11 protein-coding genes and 1 pseudogene are annotated in these 21,222 nt (G+C 46.7%); 4 read left to right on the top strand and 8 right to left on the bottom strand.

Annotated elements, in window-relative coordinates:
- Together BLS15_RS28110 and BLS15_RS28105 are read right to left on the bottom strand one after the other, a co-directional pair.
- A partial coding sequence (locus BLS15_RS28110) for a transposase (RefSeq protein WP_090514866.1) occupies positions 1 to 264 on the bottom strand: 264 nt, incomplete at its 3' end.
- A 525-nt stretch (positions 265 to 789) separates the two neighbouring features.
- Entirely contained in the window at positions 790 to 1,476 is a 687-nt protein-coding gene (locus BLS15_RS28105) for a hypothetical protein (RefSeq protein ID WP_139170736.1), read from the bottom strand.
- Between the two features lie 237 nt (positions 1,477 to 1,713).
- Between BLS15_RS28105 and BLS15_RS30140 the strand changes: the two are divergent.
- Positions 1,714 to 1,932: pseudogene (locus tag BLS15_RS30140) on the top strand (helix-turn-helix domain-containing protein); the annotation flags it as partial.
- 457 nt (positions 1,933 to 2,389) lie between these two features.
- Here the strand turns inward: BLS15_RS30140 and rlmH are convergent.
- The 3 genes from rlmH to BLS15_RS28085 form a co-directional block, all read right to left on the bottom strand.
- The gene (gene rlmH / locus BLS15_RS28095) at positions 2,390 to 2,869 is read right to left on the bottom strand and encodes a 23S rRNA (pseudouridine(1915)-N(3))-methyltransferase RlmH (RefSeq protein ID WP_028533247.1); all 480 of its coding nucleotides are present in this window, start codon (positions 2,867 to 2,869) and stop codon (positions 2,390 to 2,392) included.
- Between the two features lie 192 nt (positions 2,870 to 3,061).
- Positions 3,062 to 5,422, bottom strand: a complete 2,361-nt coding sequence (locus BLS15_RS28090; protein WP_090514861.1) for a PEP/pyruvate-binding domain-containing protein — start codon at positions 5,420 to 5,422, stop codon at positions 3,062 to 3,064.
- Positions 5,423 to 5,529: 107 nt separating this feature from the next.
- Positions 5,530 to 6,153 carry a TetR/AcrR family transcriptional regulator gene (locus BLS15_RS28085; protein ID WP_090514857.1) on the bottom strand — a complete coding sequence of 208 codons (624 nt, stop codon included), beginning with the start codon at positions 6,151 to 6,153 and terminating at the stop codon, positions 5,530 to 5,532.
- A 217-nt stretch (positions 6,154 to 6,370) separates the two neighbouring features.
- Here BLS15_RS28085 and BLS15_RS29190 point away from each other — a divergent pair, with 217 nt between their 5' ends.
- Positions 6,371 to 6,538, top strand: a complete 168-nt coding sequence (locus BLS15_RS29190) for a hypothetical protein (protein ID WP_155987339.1) — start codon at positions 6,371 to 6,373, stop codon at positions 6,536 to 6,538.
- An 81-nt stretch (positions 6,539 to 6,619) separates the two neighbouring features.
- On the opposite strand, the gene BLS15_RS28080 is transcribed toward BLS15_RS29190, so the two are convergent.
- Together BLS15_RS28080 and BLS15_RS28075 are read right to left on the bottom strand one after the other, a co-directional pair.
- Entirely contained in the window at positions 6,620 to 12,805 is a 6,186-nt protein-coding gene (locus BLS15_RS28080; RefSeq protein WP_090514852.1) for a phosphodiester glycosidase family protein, read from the bottom strand.
- 149 nt (positions 12,806 to 12,954) lie between these two features.
- Complete coding sequence (locus tag BLS15_RS28075; protein ID WP_028533244.1) at positions 12,955 to 13,956, bottom strand: helix-turn-helix domain-containing protein; 1,002 nt, start codon at positions 13,954 to 13,956, stop codon at positions 12,955 to 12,957.
- Between the two features lie 375 nt (positions 13,957 to 14,331).
- Between BLS15_RS28075 and BLS15_RS28070 the strand changes: the two genes are divergently transcribed.
- The gene (locus tag BLS15_RS28070; RefSeq protein ID WP_090514846.1) at positions 14,332 to 16,482 is read left to right on the top strand and encodes a YhgE/Pip domain-containing protein; all 2,151 of its coding nucleotides are present in this window, start codon (positions 14,332 to 14,334) and stop codon (positions 16,480 to 16,482) included.
- A 187-nt stretch (positions 16,483 to 16,669) separates the two neighbouring features.
- The gene (locus BLS15_RS28065; RefSeq protein WP_090514842.1) at positions 16,670 to 17,995 is read left to right on the top strand and encodes an MFS transporter; all 1,326 of its coding nucleotides are present in this window, start codon (positions 16,670 to 16,672) and stop codon (positions 17,993 to 17,995) included.
- A gap of 191 nt (positions 17,996 to 18,186) precedes the next feature.
- On the opposite strand, the gene BLS15_RS28060 is transcribed toward BLS15_RS28065, so the two are convergent.
- Complete coding sequence (locus BLS15_RS28060) at positions 18,187 to 21,186, bottom strand: YhgE/Pip domain-containing protein (protein ID WP_090514838.1); 3,000 nt, start codon at positions 21,184 to 21,186, stop codon at positions 18,187 to 18,189.
- Positions 21,187 to 21,222: the final 36 nt, after the last annotated feature.

Genomic DNA, 21,222 nt, shown 5'->3' with positions numbered 1-21,222 from the left:
ACGGAGAATCGCGATCTCCAACGCTTGTTCTCCAAGCAATTTTTTCAACTGATCATTTTCTTCAGCTATTGCTTTGGAGTCGAACTCCGGGATTTGTTCCATTTGAACATCACCGAATTTGCCATCGCGATATTCATTAATCCAACGATGGAGCATATTCGTTGCTATTTCATAGCGGCGAGCAACTGCCGCTTTATTTCCAGTCTCCAGTGCTTCTTTCACCAATTGTAATTTGAAGTTTGTTGAATGTTTCGTTCGTTTCATTTCATCATCCCCTGTCAACTATTAGTGTAATTCATATACACTCTTAGTGTCCAAGATCATTAAGGGGCTTATGAGAGATAGTAAGCGTTGGGTGTACATACTTACAATTTGAGTAACTTCGGAACCCCGATTGTACTGCTCATAGAAATATTCCTTGATCTCACACGAGGTGTCATTACCAAAAACCTCAGCACTCCATGTTCCCATACGCTCTTCATAAGGGAAAGCACGTTCTATTGGCCCATCTGGATGAAATAGTAGAGGGATTGTTTGAAAGCAAGAATGAATTTTATCGGAACGGGGGAGCAGCAAAGGTTTCGGCTGCGTCCAATTGTCCCATCTCCGGCGAAAATTTTTCGTCGTCACTTATGGTACGGTTCACCGTAATGTATCTAAACACAAAGTACAGTTCGACCACAAAATATACATCATTATATAAATGACAAAAGCCACTCCTGACATACATTGGAGTGGTTTCTTTATGGAAGCAACCTTTTATTCGGAAATCTTCCCTTTAAGAAGTTACTACTTGCTTGCACTAACAATATCATTAAAAATTTGCTCATGTTCAAGTATTTTATTTTTATTGCAATTTGGGCAGAGTAACCCATTTCGTGTGACACCAGCCAGTCTAACTTTATTTGAACCGCATTTTTTGCATTGAGAATAACTCACTTCATGATAAGACTTAAAATACTTACAATCCACATCTCCTAATTGTGAAGACAACCAAGCGAAGTCGTACATTGAAAATGTATTGTCTGTTTCAAACTTCTGTAATTTCTTCAATTGACCTAATGGCTTTAGCCCATGCTCCTTAACAATGCCTTTCATTATTACTAGCTTTTTAAGATTGGACAGCTGACCAATTGGGATAAAGTTATCGAATACCAATGTTTTCCCTGAGGAGTCCCAGCTAGGAAGAGATTCTAAGGACAACTCCACTAAATTTGTTAATAAAGCTAGTTCATCTAATTTGTTTACTTTTGGCATATGTATCAACCTTAACTTCGATAAATTCATAAGATTGCATATGTCACTTAATGTTCCCTCGAAACTAAAGATTTCTAATTCCTCTAATCTTGTTAAAGAATTGAGTTTCGAGTAATCTTTTATCTTACAATTCCAAATTTTAAGTACTTCTATATCTTTATCCTTTATCGCTTCATCAAATTCAAGTTGTGTTTTGTGCATTAATTCCAATCTCTTCAAGGTAATTCTCACCTCTTCTCATGACTTATGTTAAACTTCCACCTTAAATATTATACCATAAGTTGGAATCCCTTTTTTTTCGTATCGTCCAAATTTAATACATGGTCGCTGGCTGGAAGTGCATACCCCATATCTAAAATCAACAAACATTGAAAAGGTGTAAACTCCCCACCACTCATACAACATCATCAGAAGCCTAAGATGCCCTTCTAAGGGCATTAATACGTTCAATATGTAATTTGTACACCAACCCCAAACAAGGCTTACAGATGCCAGGGGGTTGATAAAATTGAACGGAATAGAATTTGGAAAAGAGTTGAAAAAATACGAACCAACGCTGGTGTTTCTTCAAAAGTTTTATCTTCAAAGGTAGGAAAAGCTGTTACCTATGTCTCACAGCTTGAAAATGGAAAAATAAAAAGTCCAGACTTTGAGACTTGCTTTAAGTTGTTGGAGGAATTAGGGGGTGAACATGGCAAAATTGAAGGCATCCTTGACTATTTTGGGATTATCTCACCACAACGTGAAAAGGCAGATTTAGAATTGAGCATCAAATTAATGGAGCAGGAAGAAGAAAAATGGCGTTTAGGATGGTATGAGAAAAAATTCAATGAATTGCACAACAAGCATGAGATATTCACTCATACGATGGAGAAATTCATACAATTTGATTTCTCTAGGGCTGAGTCGGAACTAAGTAAGCCAACTATAAAAGAAGTTTCATTTGAACAGGTTTATACTATTTTACAAGAATTTTCAAAATTCATTAGCAAAGTTGCACCTGAGAAGCAAAAAGACTTATTACATTCCATTATCAATAAGATTACAGTAAACGCTGGAAATAAGCCTGATGAAAGAATCGTCAAGGACATTGAACTGTTCTTTGACGATTCTTTCAGAGAAGACTTTGTGCTTACTTGTGATACGGTTCACCGCGATTTATCTTCACGGCACGGTAAATTTGCTCCACGAGTACCAAGCGCATCAGCTGGTGCGGCAACGTCATACGGCCGAAGGACAGCTTCGAATTGGCACGACGGAGAACAGCATCGGATAGCCCGTTGGAGCCGCCGATCACAAAGGCTACATTGCTTGTCCCGTACGTCGCCAATCGATCGAGCTGCGAAGACAAGTCCTCACTCGACCAGAGCTGACCATCTATCGCCAGCGCCACGACATGGGCATCCTGCTTAATGTGACCAAGAATGCGCTCTCCCTCACGATCCTTGACCTGCTCCAGCTCAGCATCGCTCATTTTCTCAGGTGCCTGCTCATCTGGTACCTCGGACACTTGGAATTTCACATACGGCGCGAGCCGCTTGCTGTACTCCGCAATGCCCTGCACCAAGTATTTCTCCTTCAGCTTCCCTACGCATATCAATTGAATGTTCATTGTTGTCGTTTACCCCGTTTCCTGATTTTCGTGCAATTTATATAAGTATCTGTTCAAAAGCGGACTATTGAACAACCTTAAAAAGGAGAGCAGCGCACGCCCTCCTTTGTTTCAGCATGTATAACTTTAGTGTACCCGACATCTGCTTCCTTCGTCCATGTCGATGCTCACGCTGCTTGATAGCAACGTCCACTACCCCTTCAATATGTGTACGATGCCATGGCCCCCATCCACGATGACCCGATCCCCTGTCTTCAATCTCGTTGTTGCATTGCCACAACCTACGACAGCGGGGATACCCAATTCCCGTGCCACGATAGCCGCGTGTGAGAGAGGTGCCCCGACATCCGTAATAATGGCAGCTGCTCTTGGGAACAATGGCGTCCAGCCAACATTTGTCGTAGATGCCACTAGAATCTCGCCCGATTGCAGTTGGTTGCCTTCCTCAGGCCGGTTCAGAACCCGGACAATTCCTTCTACTCTGCCTGAAGCGCCCGCAAAACCCGTAAGCCCATTCCCATCTTCCACAACTGGAGGCATGGATGCATCGAAGACATCGACTCTTCGCTCTGGATTGTTCGCCCACTGGAACGGATCGAATCGTCCACGAATCAACGTAGGCAGCGGCGGCAGCGTCAAATATTTCTCGTATGTCTCCTTACGGACAGCAACATGCTTCATACCTGTGCCATCCCCCGCAAGCAGCCTCTGCACTTCTTCCATATACAGAAAGAACACGTCGCTCCTCGCCCCGCTAATCTCTCCCGCCCGCAACGCAAATGCACGAATAACGCGGTACACCCGCACAAATTCGGATCGCGTCTCCTCTCTTAGATGAGCATACTCCGAAGCCTTGGCAATCTGCTTCTTTATGTGCTTCGCTTTTTGCGGATATTTCTGCTCAAACCGTTCCCAATCAGCTTCATATTGCGACCGCTGACGGTTCAGAAGCTGCTCCACATTCGTGTCCGATCTCTCATATTCCTCGATTTGAGTCTCTAGCCACTTCGGATCCTCTCCCGGGTGAGGCAGAGATAGTTCAAATTCATGCGGGCCGCGATGGCCGAATTGCATCAGGTATTCTTCGCGACTCATCGTCCCCTGGAGTACCTGTGATATGCCGATAACCGGCCCAAGGCTGGCCAATCCGGATTTTCCTCGCAAATTCGACATTAATGCATTCGCAGTCTCCGTACCAGAGAGCTTAGTAAGTTCCTTATTCAACTTATAAATCGCATCACCGAATTTCCGTCCGCCTGCTATTAAGCCCCACCATGACTTGCATGTATAAGGCCACAGCTCATCACTCCATATGCTACACAGTTCCTCACACGAACTTGTTGCCTGAATACGATTTGTCATCCTCGCACACCAATCGGGATTGTCAGCGAGGTACTGCTCGATATCCTCAAGTGTAGTCTTGACCTTCTTCGCAAAACGAAAAATAGACGGAGTTATTTTTGTAAACACATGCCAACGAGAATAAGGATATACGGGAAATTCCATTCCCTCTGGAATCTTGCCAAGTGTTTGGGACAATTTATCCAGACTCTTTGCAAGCGGTACTCCCAGTGCCGGAAATATAGACACCGGCAAACTTATATTTGTATATGCCCTCCCACATATATTGCCCGACATAATGCGGAACCCCGATATCATATTCGATTCCTCATCAAGAGCTCTTAATACGGACCATGTCAGCGGCGTCATGACGTCTGGAGTGGCTTCACCGATATTCGTATTCGTCCATAGAAAATCGCCGGAAATCGTTTCATTCCATTCATACGTATCCAGATTCCCCCGCACTAGCGTAGTGATCGGTCTCGTCTGGAGAATATATAGTTTACCTTCTGCTACAGCCCACTCGATATCCTGTGAAATTCCCAGTTCTTCTTCCAGCTTAGACGCTAGTCGATACAGCTTGGATGCATGCCGCTTACACTCATCTGGGCCTTCGTACCTTCCCTTTGGTCTTTGGAGCGCAAATGACAAAGCATTCGCCTCACCCGATACGAGCTGTTCTCCCAATCCATGCACATAATTGCCTACCATAGCTGCATAGCTGCCTGTAATCGGATCAGCAGTGAAAAGGACACCCGATAGCTCGGGACGAACCATGATTTGAATGACGACCGCGATTTCATGCGCCTGCTTCATTCCTTTTACGGCACTATAAGCCTCTACCCGTTCTGAGCTTTTGGAGTCATATACCCTCATAATTGCCTCTCGGATTTGCTCATCCGTCGTTACGTTTAATACCGTCTCGAACTCCCCTGCATAAGATGCTTGCGCAGAATCTTCGCTAAGCGCCGAAGATCTTACCGCAAACGCCACCTCCCCATGGTGGCTGCGCATACGCTTCACATAGACTTGCACGGCTGACCAAGCCTGTACATGTAGCTCCCCATCCTGAAAAGCCGACGTCAGTACGACGATACCCTCCGGCACAGGATATTTATGCTGATACATCCTAGCCAGCATGCTTCCTTTGCCACCGGCGCTTGCTTGCAATGCCGGCGTTAACTCCTCGAAATGCACAACCATTTTTCCCATGAGCAGCTGCTCCTCCCATATGCTTTCCCCGAATACATACGGATGCTGATTGAACCTCTTGATGGCGATGACTAATAATCGTTATTCGAGAAATATCGCTTTCTCCCTTATTTGTAAAAGCTCTGTCTAAAAATGTCGATATATTCGTCCGCTTCCTTCACCATATGCACATAATCATCAGAATTCATCTGCATTGCACTTGCAAGCTTCATTTTATCCTTCACGAATCCGTGGAACGTCCAGACAATGATATTAATTGCTTTGTCGATATCCAAGCCCTCCTTGAACTTAGAACGATCGAACCCTGCAAGCACTTTGCCGAACGCTTCCTGCGTCAGTCCCTTATTTCGCTGCTCGATGTGCGGCCTAATGTCGCTTGCCGTCTCGATATATGCGGCGTTTAGAAATTCGAACAGCTCCGGATACTGCATAAGCAGCTCCCATCTCACCTGTTGAACCTGCCTAAATCGAATAAAGAAATCCTTCTCCTCTAGATCGATTCTACCGTAAAAAAGGCCCATAACCTTCTCAACCCCATAATCATACAAAGAGAGAAACAGCTCCTGCTTGTTATTGAAATAATGGAACAATAAGCCTTTCGATATCCCAGCCCCTTTCACCATCTCATTGGTCGATGCATGCTCATATCCTTTTCGTACAAATTCCTTCATGGATGCGTTTATGATTCGATCCTGCTTTTCTGTAGATAGGGTCATAAACTTCGAATTCATCGCGACTGTCACCCTTTAGTTGTTTACTTCGATTATTTGGTAATTATTATCATAATTGCATTGACCACTTTGGTCAATATGCAAATTGAAAAGCTTTGCACTTCATTCACAAAAAAATAAAAACTTTTGTACCCAAACGCGTAAAAGCATGATAGAATACGTCTATGCAAATATTTACATGGTATTTATCAACAACTACTACTTGGAGGTGTTAAGAATGGCGACGATCATTCTGTACATGGCTTACCTGCTTATTCCCGTACTCAGCTTTCTGTTTCTGTTCAACCTGCTCGACAACAATAAGAAGAGAACACAATACTCCGTCACCTATGCATCCGTGATGTCGGCATTCTGCTTTATCGTGTTCTTGTCGGGCCAACTGTAACCTAGCAATCATTAAATTGACATGCAAAAGGGGCTGGATATCCAGCCCCTTTATTTGTGCTTTCCTATTAGGTTTTATTGCTTACTCAGATACACGGTTCATGATTCGCTCCAAGAAGACAGCAGCCTCTGCTCTCGTAGCATGTCCCTGCGGAACAAGCTTCTGTCCGTTGCCTTGGATCAATTCCTCACGAAGCAGACTTGCCAAGCTTTCCTTCGCATAATCCTGAATTTCACGGTAATCTGTAAACGCCTGAAGCGCATTTGCATCCCCTGTCGAGCTCAACTTGCTGAATTGTACAAGTGCACGCGCCGTAATCGTGAACATTTCCTGCCGTGTAATCTTATCGTTCGGGCCAAATGTCCGTGCGTCCCTACCCTGCACAACTCCATGCTCTTTCGCAGCAGCAACAGCATCTGCGTAATAGGCATTCGCAAGGACATCCTCAAAGCCGCTCATCGACTGCACAGATTGCAGATTCAACACGCGTGTCAGCAGAACGATGAAGTCTGCACGTGTAACTTGCGTATTCGGAGCAAAGCGATCCGCTCCAAGACCCTGAATGATTCCTCTGGCAGCTAATGACTCAATAGCTGTTTTCGCCCATTCCAGCTTATTGATGTCATGGAACGTTACCGCAGAGAAGCCAACTGCATACGTACCAAGCTGCTTCACTGCAAATTGTACCGTTCCTGTCTTTGCATCATACTTTGCATTTGGAATGATAGTAGGACGTCCTTGCTCATCTACACCCCATACAACGATTGAATGTGGACGAGCCAACTCATCTGTGCTTGGCTGATACGGAATAGCTACCTGCATAGCTGTTCCAACTGCGATGTCCTTCAGCGCTTTTCCATCTACGCGTAGTTCCAACTGAACGGCCGGACGATTTGCAGTATGTTCAAGCAACTCTGTTCCCCATGCACTGCGGTCTGGTTGAACGACAGCGACATCAATCGTCTTCGCTCCTTGTGGAGTTTTCCCATTCGCCACATTCGAAGGAAGTATCACACTCGCATGAGGTGTAACGATCTCATATTGCTGCTTCAACGCTGTATCCGTCAATGCCGATGTTGGCATGGATACGAGAATATTTTGAGCCTCTTTGTCTGCCGATACTTCAATCCGGATCTTCTTCACACCATTCGAATCCGGCTTCAAGCTGTCAGCAGATTTCCCCAATATCTCAGCAGGGATGACTGCCTTCGCTGTTGTACTACCTGCATCCCGCTTCGCTTGTACCACAATCTTGCCATTCTCCAGCTTCGCTGCTCCTGGATCTGGCTTCGGCGGCTCTGGACGCTTGTTCTCTTCCTTGGAACTGTTCGAACTCGAATTGTCCGTTGACGGATCCGGAATATTTGGCTTATCTTCTAATTCTACCTTCAGTTGGAAGTCTGCATACTTCGTTGCATCTGCCGCACTCATCGCCCGAATGACGGCTGTGCCCGGCTTCAATGCCTTCACAAGCCCATTCAGCGTTACACTTGCAACTCCTTCTGAAGAAGAACCATACACCGACCATACAACAGATTTATTGCTTGCGCTGTCCGGTAATACCGTTGCATTCAATTGCAAGGTATCTCCTATTTTCAGCGTTCCCTCGTTACGGTCAATTCGAACTTCCTCAATACGAACCTCTGGCAAACGATCGACCGTAATAAGACTATCTGCATACACCGATTCTACGACGCTCGTCGCCCGTACGATTGCAGTCCCCAGCTTAAGTCCGGTTACCACTCCATCTGCGCTTACCGCCGCAACGCCATCCTCTGACGATCCATAGACCGACCACGTAACAGAACGATCATACGCTTGGTCTGGCAGAACCGTTGCATTCAGCTTAACGCTTTCGTTCACAGCCAAGTTTACACTCGGCTGATCAAGCACTACCGAAGTAGGAGGCTTACGCTCCAGCTTCCGAATCGAGAACTCATCAATGACTACATCATTAATATTCTTCACGAGGAACTTCATCTCGTTGTCAACTATCTCGACGGCTACATAAATTTGCGCCTTCGTTCCATCTATTTTGTACTGCCAATCTTGTGGGACAACTTCATAGAACTTCGGCCCGGAAGAGCCTGCGACGATGTAAGTGGTGCCCTCTCCCTCCCCGGCGGGCTTGCCACCGCGGAGTGGATACGTACGCAGGTAAACATGATCATGGCCATTCAAGGCTACGTCCACATTCAGTTCATCAAATGCGGATGTCCAAGCTTCGCGAATCCGCTTCTCATTATTCTTGCTGCCATATGGACCACGATGGAACGTGACGATTTTCCACGTTTTATCCGTTGCAGCCAAGTCACGGCGCAGCCATTCCTTCTGCTCCTCGAAGTCGTACTCACTATTCAGCACTGCAATATGAGCGTTATGATAATCAAACGAATAATTACTGCCCTTCAAGCTGTCTATTCCATTCTGAGGATTGTTGAAATGGGCAAGGAAATCATCATTTTTCCGAGTACCCGTTACCTCGTGGTTGCCGACCACCGATACAACTGTCGTCTTCAAGAACGTATCCTGTACGGCCTTGAACCACATATTCCACTCGGCCTCTTTAAATCCGTTCTCTACCATATCGCCAGCCTGAAGGATAAAGTCATAATCATGTTGATCGGTCACTGCTTTTCGTACAATATTGCCCCATAGTTTGAATCCTGCCTCATCTTCGGATTGGGAATCGCCGAAGAAGAGGAATTTCGTACGTGTACCGTCCAGCTCAGCCGTCTTGAATGCGCCCTGCTCACTCACCTTATCGCTGCCGTTGCCAACACGGTATACATATTCCGTTCCCGGCTCAAGTCCTTGCACAACTGCCTTGTGTACACGAACCGTACCGATATCCCACGTATGGAGCATATTGCTCGTACCGTTCACACGAATGACATTCGCATTGTTAAAATCGACGAAGTCCTTCTTCTTCACGATCTCTACTACTGAAGCATCCACGTTAATCTTCGAATGCCATGTAAAGCCGCGAGAAGTTGCAGGATCTTCTCCCATCGACACACTGATGTTGTAAGGCAATTCGCTGCCCGCTAGTGGAGATACCTTGAACTTTACAACCGGGCTGAAGCGTACTCCCTCGTTCGCTTGCAGCTCGTATTCGCGTACCGTCGCCGTCAGTTTATTCGTGGTAAGCTTGCCGTCAGCGCCCGTTACACCTAACTCTATTCCATCACGTGTCACGATACGCGCTCCCTGCACCGGAGCACCAGCCTCATCTACAACCCCAAGCACAGTGTCTTGCCCCTCAGCTATACCGTCTGCATTCCAATTCAAGCGTAAATGATACTGAATAGCTGCGTGCATAGGCAGGCCGAAGAAGCTAAAATCGGTATTTCCCTTATCTGCCAATGCAATGCTTCCGGATTGAAATTCAACCTTAAATGTGCCCGACACATCCGATTTCAGGTGATATTCAATCCGCGCAAGCGCTTCGTCATCCTTCAAGTTCAACTGATTCACATCAGACAGCTTCAGGTTCACTTTCCCATCCGGGGCAATATGATGCTCGATATTAGCGGGAGCAAGTTTATCGCCTGCAACTACTTCTATTTTTTCTATCAAATTCGGGTCAACCTTAAATCCGACTTCAGCACGTTTAATATTGGAAGGCTTATATCCTTTGACCTCCACCTTATAAACATTGCCTGCATATGCATTGTCTGCTCCCTTATATACCAGCCTCGATGCCCCAGTATCGACTGTGAACATCCATTCTTTCTCTGCTCGATTCCCGTTTAGGTCACGAATTTTGACCATTACGACATGAACCCCGTCTGCCAAAGGTACACTTGGTGTGTAGTGAATTTCGCCCTTAGGTGGATAAAATCCATGCTGCACCAGCTGTCCGTCCACATACATGCGTACCTTATCAGGATCAATTAATGTTGTTCCCGGATGCTTAATCGGATCATATCCGAAATCTTCCCCGTACACATGAATTCTTGGAGTCGAGGTATGAATCGTGCTGCCGTCAACTGGAGAGAAGTCCTTTAGCACTGGAGGATCCATGTCATCCGTGTTCGGGCCATACAGCGCTCGGATTTGATCGATATAGAGAGTCCCATCGTTCTTGTTTGTATTTTTCGTCTCCATATATCGAATCGGCATGGAAATTTGAAGCGGAAGAGGTCTTCCCTTTGGAACCGCTGCCTCGATATACTTCCATCCTTTGAAATCAAGACCCGTCTTCTCATCCGTATAATCAATATCTACTGCAGCCCCATTGCCGTCTCGCAGCTGACCGCGCAACCAGTGCTTTTGACCGTCACCATACACCCATACGCTGATTTTTTCCGGATAGCCAGGAATATCGATATACTGATCCTTGCCTTTTGTATTGATATAAGCTCCGGATATCCCTACCGTATCCGTGAAGTCATACTCCAGCTTTGCGGCCTTGCTGCCGAACCGAACGAATTCCTCATCCGTCGTCTCGCCGAGATTCACGCGCTTGTATCTTGCACCACTTTCTACAAAGTAACGATCCAGACCATTCTCGAAATCTTCCAACAAGACGGGCTTCAGCCCTATATTTACTTCCATTGATGCCTCGACATTACCGTACTTGACGATAATCCTACCGTTCTTATCCGTTTCCGACGTCGCGGTAAATACACCGTTAGCATCAATAGAACCAATCGGGCCCTCTAAACTCCACTCAAACTGGCGATTATCAGAAACAACGACTTGCCCATCTCGAACAGCCGTGACCTGCATATTCACTTGTTCACCAGAAGAAAAAGCCTTTACCTTGTCAGGCAGTATGAGGTCTGTCAAATCCTTCACAACCTCGACTTGACCTTGCCCCCTCACGTTACCTGTTGCTGCTTCCACATTGGCGATCCCTGCAGTAGATCCAGCAGTAAACTTGCCATCCCCTGCTATCACTCCAAGTGAAGGATCGACTGTCCACTGCAATGCACCTGCATATGGAGCAGGATGTCCATTTGCATCTACCCCAGCTGCTGTGAATTTGAACGTTGAACCAACGAGCACTCGCTCCATATTCGGCTGTACGACCAGCTTCGATGCAATACCTTGCTCTGGTGCCTTATTTACGAGCAGCAATCCGTTTGCTGTCTTGCGCTCACTGCCGTCAGATGGACGATTTAGCACCTTGCGAGTTAGTTCACCCGGCAGCTTCGCCACGAACGTAGACGAACCGCCGCCATCAAGGCATAGCGCATTGACGACACCCATGTCCTTCAGCACCTTGCCGAAATCATCATAGGATACACCCTCACTAAATCCTGGTGCACGACCGTCGATTACCATCATGATAATGGAGCCGTCAGCCTTCGTTCCGATTGCTACTCGTGGATAGAGTGCCTTATCTGGATGCTCTTGCGCCACGCCATCCTTGACCAGCATGAACACACCGCCGACTGCCATTTTAACGTCCTTCCACTCATCCTCCAGCTCGAAGCTTGCTGAAATTTCATCTCCTACCTTCAGTTGACCGAGAATTTTGCGGTTCTCTGTTCCGGAAGCAGACAACACAACCTTACCCGGGGCAAGCGGCGAGTCCCCTTTGTCTTTGCGTATTTCCGCGACCTTGAGTTTTAAAGTGCTGCCACTCTTCACTTCTCCTGACAACACATCGAGAATAACTTCGTCACCTATATCATTTGTTTTGGTCGAAGTATGGAATGCGGATGTGAATAAGGACAGCTTGTCCGCATTTTCCCGCATCCGATTAATTTCTGATATTTCATAGTCTTTGCCGCCAATGTGGAGGGTACGCTTCAACTCAGGACTCAGTCCATATATGGACGTTCCGTCCTTCTTCAATCCATAAGCATACCAATCCCATTTAGGCGGTGGGCTCACTAATATTTCACCGTCTCCCATGAATAATCCAAGAGGCACGCCTGTCGTCATATCATAGAAGTCGCCGTTAATGGCTGCGATGACCCGATTGCCTGCCTTGTCGGCATTATCGGCCATCTTCGTAACACCCGTCATACCGTACACTTTTCCGTCCGTCATTCCAGGCTGCAAATCCAAGGAGGGATTCTTCGGATCGAATTCCACGTAATGAACCTTCTCTTGCCCTTGTGGGAGCTCCATATTGTTCCAAATATAATTCGCTCCTGGCGCAAGTTCCATCTTGCGCTCATCCGTAACTTTGGCGAAGCTTCCTGGAGCAGCACTTGACGCCATTGCCATACTAGTCCCTGTCGATGCAATCGTGGACCAGATCATACACAGTGATAGAACAACCGCCAACCGTTGTCGAATTTGTTTCATACGTAATGCGTTCCTCCTACCATCGAAATGTTCGAGAGGCCTTGTCCTCTCTATAACATGACCTAGTATAGTCGGCTGTCTCTGCAAAGTAATGAAACACATTTATCATTTCTTCGCCGATTCTACTCTTTACGGAATATCAAAAATTGCTAGATACCGAACTGTTTCCGATACTCAAGCGGCGTCATATTTACGATCTGCTTAAATACCCGATTGAAATACTGCAGTGTTGTATATCCAGCAGCATGTGCAACCTCATAGACCTTGAGATGTGGGTTCAATAGAAGTTCCTTCGACTTCTGTATACGAACCCGATTCACATAATCAACGAAGGAATAGCCATATCCGCGCTTGAACTGAGCACTGAAATAAGAGATGCTCATCCCGTACCGCTCACTCAATTCAGATAGTGTCAGTTCCTTATAGTAATAGCTTTGAATATATTCGCCTGCCCGTTGGATAAGCAGCCCCGCATTGTTCCTCCGCAACATATTCGTACGAGCCGCCCAATGCTCAGCCATACGCTGAAAATGGGGACCAATATCCGCTTCCCGCTCTGGCAGCAGATCCGAGTAAGTGATTTCATGCTTGCGGAACAAGCGCCGCCACTGGGCATCCAGTTCCCGCAAACATTGGAATCCGGCCTCATCTGCGGTACGAGCATTTCGCATTAAACCCTGCACCAGTTGTTGCTGCTCCTGCAGCATGTCGACAGCTGTGAGGCTTCCGAGTCGGTGGAAGAACCGATAGATGTGCCCATATTGGGTGTGATATACACGATAATATCCTGCCAGCTTGCTGGCTCTTCTGAGCGCATCACTAACCTCATCACGCTTCCAAGGCTTCGGCAAGAACGCAATGGCGCCATATCGCATCGCTTGAAGCAAGAGCTGGTGATCCGATGAGCGCCCTGTGAGCACCACCACAATCGGATGCTCCCTCTCAGATAACCCTCTAGCAAGAGTCAGACCGTCTATCCCGTTTCCTGACGTATCAGCGATTACGACTTCAGGCCATAATTTCTCAACCTGTTCCCACGCTTCCGGCTGGCTCCCCGCTTGTCCGACGACTGTATATCCTCCCTCTTCCACCATCTGCACGGCTTGCCTGCGCTCAATAACATCTTGATCCGCCAGCATGACCCGCAACATCAATATCAATGTCCCTCCTTCGCTACTTCTACTTGGTAATCAACGTTAGCATAGTCAGTTGCAATCTGGTCATGTTCACCCCAATCTTATCCAAATCTTAATAGTTAGGCGCAAACCCGCCCCCTTTCATTCCCCCCTCTCTCAATTGGCTCACGAAAATTTAACGATATCCTTCACCTCCCATTTGCAAGCGCTTACCAAATTGTTTAAGCATAATCCTTCTGCTCGCTTCGGCCTTGATACATCAACGCATCATCAGTTCATCCTGTCCTTAATTTTGGGGCATCACCTCCTTTATCGCATGTTTCCTGCCCGAACTACGCACAATGATAGCAATGCTGTCAATTTTAGAAATGAACGGGAGAACAGCCTTCTATGAAATCCATCATCAACCTGTATGTAACTGATTTGAAACGCATTACGAGCAACTGGGCTGCCGCCATTGTCATCACTGGCCTTATCGCCCTACCATCCCTATATGCATGGTTCAATATCATGGCATCCTGGGATCCGTACAGCAACACCAAGGGGATATCCATTGCTGTCGCCAATAACGATACCGGCGATACACTCCTCGATAAGCCTATTAACATTGGCAAACAAATCATCGAATCGTTAAAGACAAACGAGGCTATCGGCTGGACATTCATGGATGAAAAAGAAGCACTGCGCCGTGCCGAGCGCGGACAAGTGTATGCCGCCATCATCATTCCAGCCGATTTCTCTGCACGTATCGGAACCGTACTAACAGACAATCCCCAGAAGGCTGAGATCGTCTATTATGTAAATGAGAAAATCAATGCCATCTCGCCTAAAATTACGGGCAAGGGAGCCTCGGGCGTCATCCAGCAAGTCAGCTCCAACTTCGTTCGTGAAGCGAACCGCACCATTTTCAAAATATTTAACGAAGTAGGCATAGAGCTAAAGAATGAGCTGCCCACTATTGAGAAGGTCAAGAACCTTGTCTTCAAGCTGGAAAAAGGTTTCCCAGAACTTGTACATGTGGTTGATGTGGCACTGCGCGATACGGCGAAAGCAAATGACATTGTCGCTTCAGCCCAGCGCAATCTTCCACTGGTGTCCCAAGTTGCTGAGGAAGGCGCCCGCTTCTCCCGAAGTGTCGGCGATCTGCTCAATTACAGCGAGCAAGGGATTGATACGATTTCTCCCTTTATCAAGCAGGATCTTAACTCCATCCATCAGACTGCACTGGCTATCCAAGACCTGACCTCCATTCTCCAGAATCCGGGCAGTGACCCTTCTCTCGTGAAGGAGGCACTTAACCGTGCAGAAGGACGGCTGGATACAGCCATCACCCTTGTGAATGGTCTGAACAACTGGTTCAATCGGCTCAACGGGCTTGTCCCAGGTGATCGCTTCGGCAGCACCATAGGCCGTCTGCAATCCATACGTGACAAGCTGGAGCGACAGTTAGCGATTGTTCGACAGATCTCAGGCGCGGTGGAGCGCGGTGAACAAGTATCGGCAGACCTGATTAATCAATTGAGTCGGATTTCCAAGGAAACAGCAGATGCCACCGGCAGCATACTGAATCGATATGATGATGAGATTAAGCCAAATATCGTTCAGGGCATCCAGACAGCCAAGCGTACCGTAGGCAATGCCCAAACCGTCCTTCAGGATGCGGTGAAGCATATGCCTGACGTGAAGACGATCCTGAACGATGCAGCCAAGCTGATTACAGTCGGCAGTGAAGAAATTAAGAAGATACAGCAAAGTCTGCCTGAAGCGCAGTCCAAACTAACTAACATTGCAGATCGGATTCGCGAACTGGAGGCACGCGGTGATATCAACGAGATTATTGATTTGCTGAGAAATAACTTCGAGAAAGAGAGTGAGTTCTTCGCCGAGCCCGTCGTGTTGAAAGAACATAAACTGTTTCCAATACCGAACTATGGTTCGGCCATGTCACCATTCTTCACTACATTATCTTTATGGGTCGGCGCCCTGCTCCTGGTGTCGCTTCTGACGGTGGAGGTACATGAGGAAGGCGCAGCGTATAAGGATTATCAAGTATATTTCGGCCGCTATCTCACCTTTGTAACGATTGCCCTGCTGCAGTCTTTACTTGTGACCTTAGGCGATTGTTACCTGCTGCAGGCATATGTGTTGAATCCATTCTGGTTCGTCATCTTCGGCATGCTGCTTAGCGGCGTATTTATGCTAATAGTATATACGCTCGTATCTGTTTTCGGCAACGTGGGCAAGGCGCTGGCCATTGTGCTGCTTGTCCTCCAGCTGGCGGGATCTGGGGGCACCTTCCCGATTCAAGTAACGCCGCCGTTTTTTCAAGCGATTCATCCGTATTTGCCTTTTACCTACGGCATTAGCATGATGCGTGAGGCAGTTGGTGGGATTCTGTGGGATGTGGTGCAGCGCGACCTGCTCATGATGTGTGTCTATATTGCGATCACGCTCGTCATTGGTTTGTTGTTAAAAACACCACTGAATCGCTCTAGTGCCAAGTTCGTGCGCAAGGCAAAAGGGAGCAAGCTGATCCACTAGTGCATATCCAACTGCAATCCAACAATCAGTACAATCAGAATGGTCGCCAATAACCCTTTAACCATATTAGCGGTAGCAGTACAATTAAGCTCCCCGTGAGTCCTAAATCGAACAATTCGCCCCCTTCCTTGTTTATGGAACCATGATACAATGGAAGATGCTAACATGGACAATCGGGGGAACGATCATGCGCTTATATCAACAAGTATGGACAGACGTGAAGCAATGGGATCGGAACATTAAGCTGTTTTTTATCGCCAACTTATGCTTTCAAGTGGGTGGTGGCATGTTCATGGTGCTTTATAACTTGTATATTCAATCACTCGGATATAATGATGATATGAATGGGACGCTCATCAGCCTGCAATCTCTTGCAACGGCTTTGATGTTTGTTCCAATCGGCTTTTTAGGGGATCGCACGAGCCGGAAGAAGGTTCTCATTTTCGGCGCACTGCTGACAGGAATAGGATTCATTGGACGCGCCTATGTTGAATCTGTAATGAGCTTGAACATGCTCGCGATCTTCTCAGGACTTGTCGCTTCGGCATTCCAAGTCATCGCAGTCCCATTCCTTGCAGAAAATGCGCAGAAAGAACAGCGACTACAGCTCTTCAGCTACCACTTTGCTCTAGGCTTAGCCGCTCAGGTGCTCGGCAGCATGGGGGGCGGTGCATTGGCCGACATACTTCAATCCGTCGGATGGAGCAAGGTTGCTAGCTTGCAGACGGTGTTGATGCTAGGGGGAACGGCTACATTAGCCGCCTTTCTGCCGTTGCTCGCCGTTAAGGAGGTTCGCAAGCAGGACGTTCTTAGGGTAGAAATAGAGGCTGAGGATAGGAAACCAGCACAGGCAGCGGCTTCAGTAGAAGCTCCTGTACAAGCTGAGACATCCCCGATGCCTCAACCAGCTGCAGAATGGCGTGATATCCGCCGCCTCACCTTCTGTCAGCTGCTTGTAGGCTTAGGCTCAGGACTCGTTGTGCCTTACTTGAATTTATATTTCACGAATCGATTTAACGCTTCTATTACCGCTGTCGGCTTCCTGATCTCACTTGGGCAGATCATGACGATTATCTCCATGCTTATTGGACCAACACTGGTGAAGCGGATCGGACAGGTGCCTGCAATCGTCGTGTTCCAGATGCTGTCCCTCCCCTTCTTGCTGCTTACTGGATTTACAAATGCAATCTCCATTGCCATCGTGAGCTTCCTGTTCCGGCAAGCGCTTATGAATGCGGCGAATCCGATTCAATCAGCCGTCATGGTTGACCGTATCTCGGATTCACGTCGTGGAATTGCCAATTCCTTAACACAGACCGCCTTCATGCTTGGCTGGGCGAGTATGGGAACTGTACAATCGTATCTGGTCACCACTTACGGTTACTATTGGGGCTATGCGCTAACCTTCAGCATTACCGGTGTCCTGTACGTAACCTCATCCATCTGTTATTTCACGATGTTCCGAGAGAAACGGATTCCAAAGGGGCTTCAGGCAGAGGGAGTCACTATATAAAGCAGGATCAACAGCCTCCTCGCTCTGGACAACATCCGTAACAATAACAAAATCGCTGCCTGATAACCCAGGCAGCGATTTTTATATAATCTATATGATGATTGCATAATACGACTATTTACCATTTACCCTAATAAAACCTCTTACTGTTCCACTACAAGACTATTCGCCTGCAAATCTACAATCTACACCTACAACAGCTTACTTTCCTTCGCTTTCTTCAAGAACTTATCGCTGTTCTTATTAATTGTCTTCTTCAAGCCTATACCAAGTACAAAAGCAATTCCGATATAGATCAATAGGATAAGTACATGCTTCGTCACAACATCCCATAGAATTCCCCCGACTGCCTCACGCATAATGCCTATCGCATGTGTGAACGGTAGGAACGGATTCAGCTTCTGGAAGAACTTCGGCGTCATTTGAATCGGGAATGTACCACCAGAGGCCGCCAATTGGAACACAAGCAATACAATGGACAACGCCTTACCTACATTACCGAATACCGATACCAACGTATAGACGATGCTGACGAATATGATACTGATGAAAATCCCGAACGCGAAGAACCAGAACTTGTGCACGACATAGGTTTTGAGCAGGAACATGTCTCCCAGTGTCACGATCATACTCTGACATATACCGATCGTCACGAAGGTCAGCCAGCGTCCGAAGTACACTTGGTAGCTCTTATAGTCATGCTTATTCTCGATGTCTACAATCAGCATGGAGATGAGCAGCAAGCCGCCGACCCACAATGCCAATGTCGAGAAGAACGGTGACATCGCTGAACCGTAATTCGGTACAGGGAACAGTTCATGCTGATTAAGCAATACCGGCTCCGCAAAGAACTGGCTTTCCTTAGCCGCATCCTTACGAAGCAAGTCAATGACTTGATCCAGATCACCTTTTTCTTCGAATTCACGGATTTTGGATGCAATATCTTTTACTTTCTTTTTGATTTCTGGGAATTTGTCACTGAATTCATCCAGTCCATCTTCCCCCGTGTGAATCTTGCCCTTCATATCAGCCAGTTGGGTTTCGACCTCTGGAATCATTGAGAACATTTCTTTTTTCACGTTCTTGATGAAATCCAAGCCTTTGCGAGAATCTTTGACACCCTTGTCGAAGGCAGGTACAACATCCGAATCGATCTTCCCGATTACTTTATCAATGGACGCGCTCGTATCCTTCGAGGAATCATATATCTTCTGCAGCGCATCCTTCGTCGGTTGATTCGCTTTGCCAGCCGCTTCACTCGCACGCTTCAGCATATCCGACAAATCTGCCAGTTTCCCTTTTACCTTATACATACTATCGGCGATGTCCGTAATGGCACCATCATCCACCGTTTGCTTCATTTTCTCTGTTGAGGCGATAATTTTATCCGCCAGGTTCTGCCCGTTACTGATGTGGTTCTTTGCATTATTGATTTGATCGATTACCTTATCCGCCGTATTGCGGTTCATGATCTTATCTGTCATTTCAATGACATTGCGAGTGCTGTTCTGCATCTTATCGATCATCTTCAGAGCATCGCGATTCAATGCTTGCATATCTCCGCGGATCGTATGGAATCGCGGTTTAATTCCATTATCATAATCGCTAACGAGCTGAGCAACGACTTCACTTGCTCTTGCTGCCGCTTCTGCGCCAATCTGCTTGCCGCCAGCCAAGCGATCCTGCAGCAGTGTGAGCTTCGTCTCCATGCCCTTCAATTGAGCAATCAACAGATCAGTGTCTATGCCTGTCACTTGAGCCAGCTTGTTCAGCTGATCCTTATACTTCTCTAAGGAGCCTAATGTGAGCTTCAACTGATTCGTCATATCCTCGACAGCTGCATTCAGCTTGTCGGTTAATGAAGCATCCGTCTCACTGCCCTGAATAAGCTTGTTGACGCGATCAACTTTCTCCTGCAGCTGACCGAGATGCTCTCGATACGTCTTTCCTAATCGTTCTGCATCATCGAATGCCTTCGCTACCGTCGGCGCAACCTGTGAATTCAAGCTTGTTCTCGCTTTATCCAAAATCGAGTTGACTTCGATTGCCTTATTGCGAATATCCCTCAGCTTATCATCTGCAATCGACTTCGCAGACTCTACGGTTTTTTGTGCTTCATCCAGACGCGTCTTCAGATCCTCCGCGCCCCGCTTCGCGTCATTCAAGGACGTGAGCACATTATCAAATAGACCATTATTCTTCAAATTCCGATCTACATCTTCAACCGTCGTAATGAGGCGCTGCAAGGAATTCATCCCAGACTCCACTTCGACACTCTTCTTGGCCAGCTCTGTCTCTACCTTGCCAAGATCGAAATCGGAGTTCATGATATTCTCCACGACCTTCGATGTATCCGTTGCGACACCCTGAAGCTTCCGCAGATTGTCTTTGACAACCGGCACTTCCTTATGGAAGGAATCACTGCCCTTATCGAGCATATTCTCCGCATCTGTAATTACCGAATCCGGTCGGTTCTCGTAGCGCTTGATGACACGAATGGCAGACTCTGCCTTGCTAATGAAGTCCTTCGCCTTGATGATATCAACTTGGCCTGTCTTCATCAGCTTCTCGATCTCCGGCAGCTTCTCCTCCAATTTGAAGATGTTATCTCTAAGCTTCTTAATGTCCGGCTCATTCGTTTCAAGCTTAAGGCCAACATCATTGAAAATATCGAATATCGCTTTGTTCGCTGTCTCTACGAAGTTGCTGCTAATGTTCGACACCAGCGTCGAGGCTCCTGCCCCCGCAACCTTCGGCGAGATCGCATTTATCTTTTCATTAATATAATAATCAAGCTGTGCCTTCTCTGGATGATCCGAGATGACGGATGAGATCTTCTCAGAGAAATCCTCTGGGATAACAATGGCTGCATAATAATCGCCATGATTGACCCCATTGATTGCCTCATCCTTCGTAACAAATCTCCAACCTAACTTCTCATTTTCCTTTAACTGTTCAATAACCTTTGCCCCAACATCAAGATCCTTTCCTTCTACCTTGGCACCCTTATCCAAGTTCGCAACCGCAACCGATACATCCTTCGTATTGGAGTACGGATCCCATGACGGGAGAATGTTGAACCATGCATATAGGGAGGGCAGGATCACTACTGCTAAAATAACAATAATTGCAGCAGGATTTGTAATAATGTTGCGAAGATCCGTTTTATAAATGTGTAAGATGTTCTTCATCCCACTGCCACCACCGTTCTACTTATAATATGTAAT

Source organism: Paenibacillus sp. cl6col (genome assembly GCF_900102125.1).
Taxonomy (GTDB): Bacteria; Bacillota; Bacilli; order Paenibacillales; family Paenibacillaceae; genus Paenibacillus_B; species Paenibacillus_B suaedae.
This window is presented reverse-complemented; position numbering and strand designations above follow the sequence as displayed.

Bases quoted from the DNA above. Each gene is read 5' to 3' on its own strand.
- rlmH (WP_028533247.1), bottom strand. From the start codon at position 2,869: ATGAACATTCAATTGATATGCGTAGGGAAGCTGAAGGAGAAATACTTG.
- BLS15_RS28090 (WP_090514861.1), bottom strand. From the start codon at position 5,422: ATGGGAAAAATGGTTGTGCATTTCGAGGAGTTAACGCCGGCATTGCAA.
- BLS15_RS28085 (WP_090514857.1), bottom strand. From the start codon at position 6,153: ATGAATTCGAAGTTTATGACCCTATCTACAGAAAAGCAGGATCGAATC.
- BLS15_RS29190 (WP_155987339.1), top strand. From the start codon at position 6,371: ATGGCGACGATCATTCTGTACATGGCTTACCTGCTTATTCCCGTACTC.
- BLS15_RS28080 (WP_090514852.1), bottom strand. From the start codon at position 12,805: ATGAAACAAATTCGACAACGGTTGGCGGTTGTTCTATCACTGTGTATG.
- BLS15_RS28075 (WP_028533244.1), bottom strand. From the start codon at position 13,956: ATGTTGCGGGTCATGCTGGCGGATCAAGATGTTATTGAGCGCAGGCAA.
- BLS15_RS28070 (WP_090514846.1), top strand. From the start codon at position 14,332: ATGAAATCCATCATCAACCTGTATGTAACTGATTTGAAACGCATTACG.
- BLS15_RS28065 (WP_090514842.1), top strand. From the start codon at position 16,670: ATGCGCTTATATCAACAAGTATGGACAGACGTGAAGCAATGGGATCGG.
- BLS15_RS28060 (WP_090514838.1), bottom strand. From the start codon at position 21,186: ATGAAGAACATCTTACACATTTATAAAACGGATCTTCGCAACATTATT.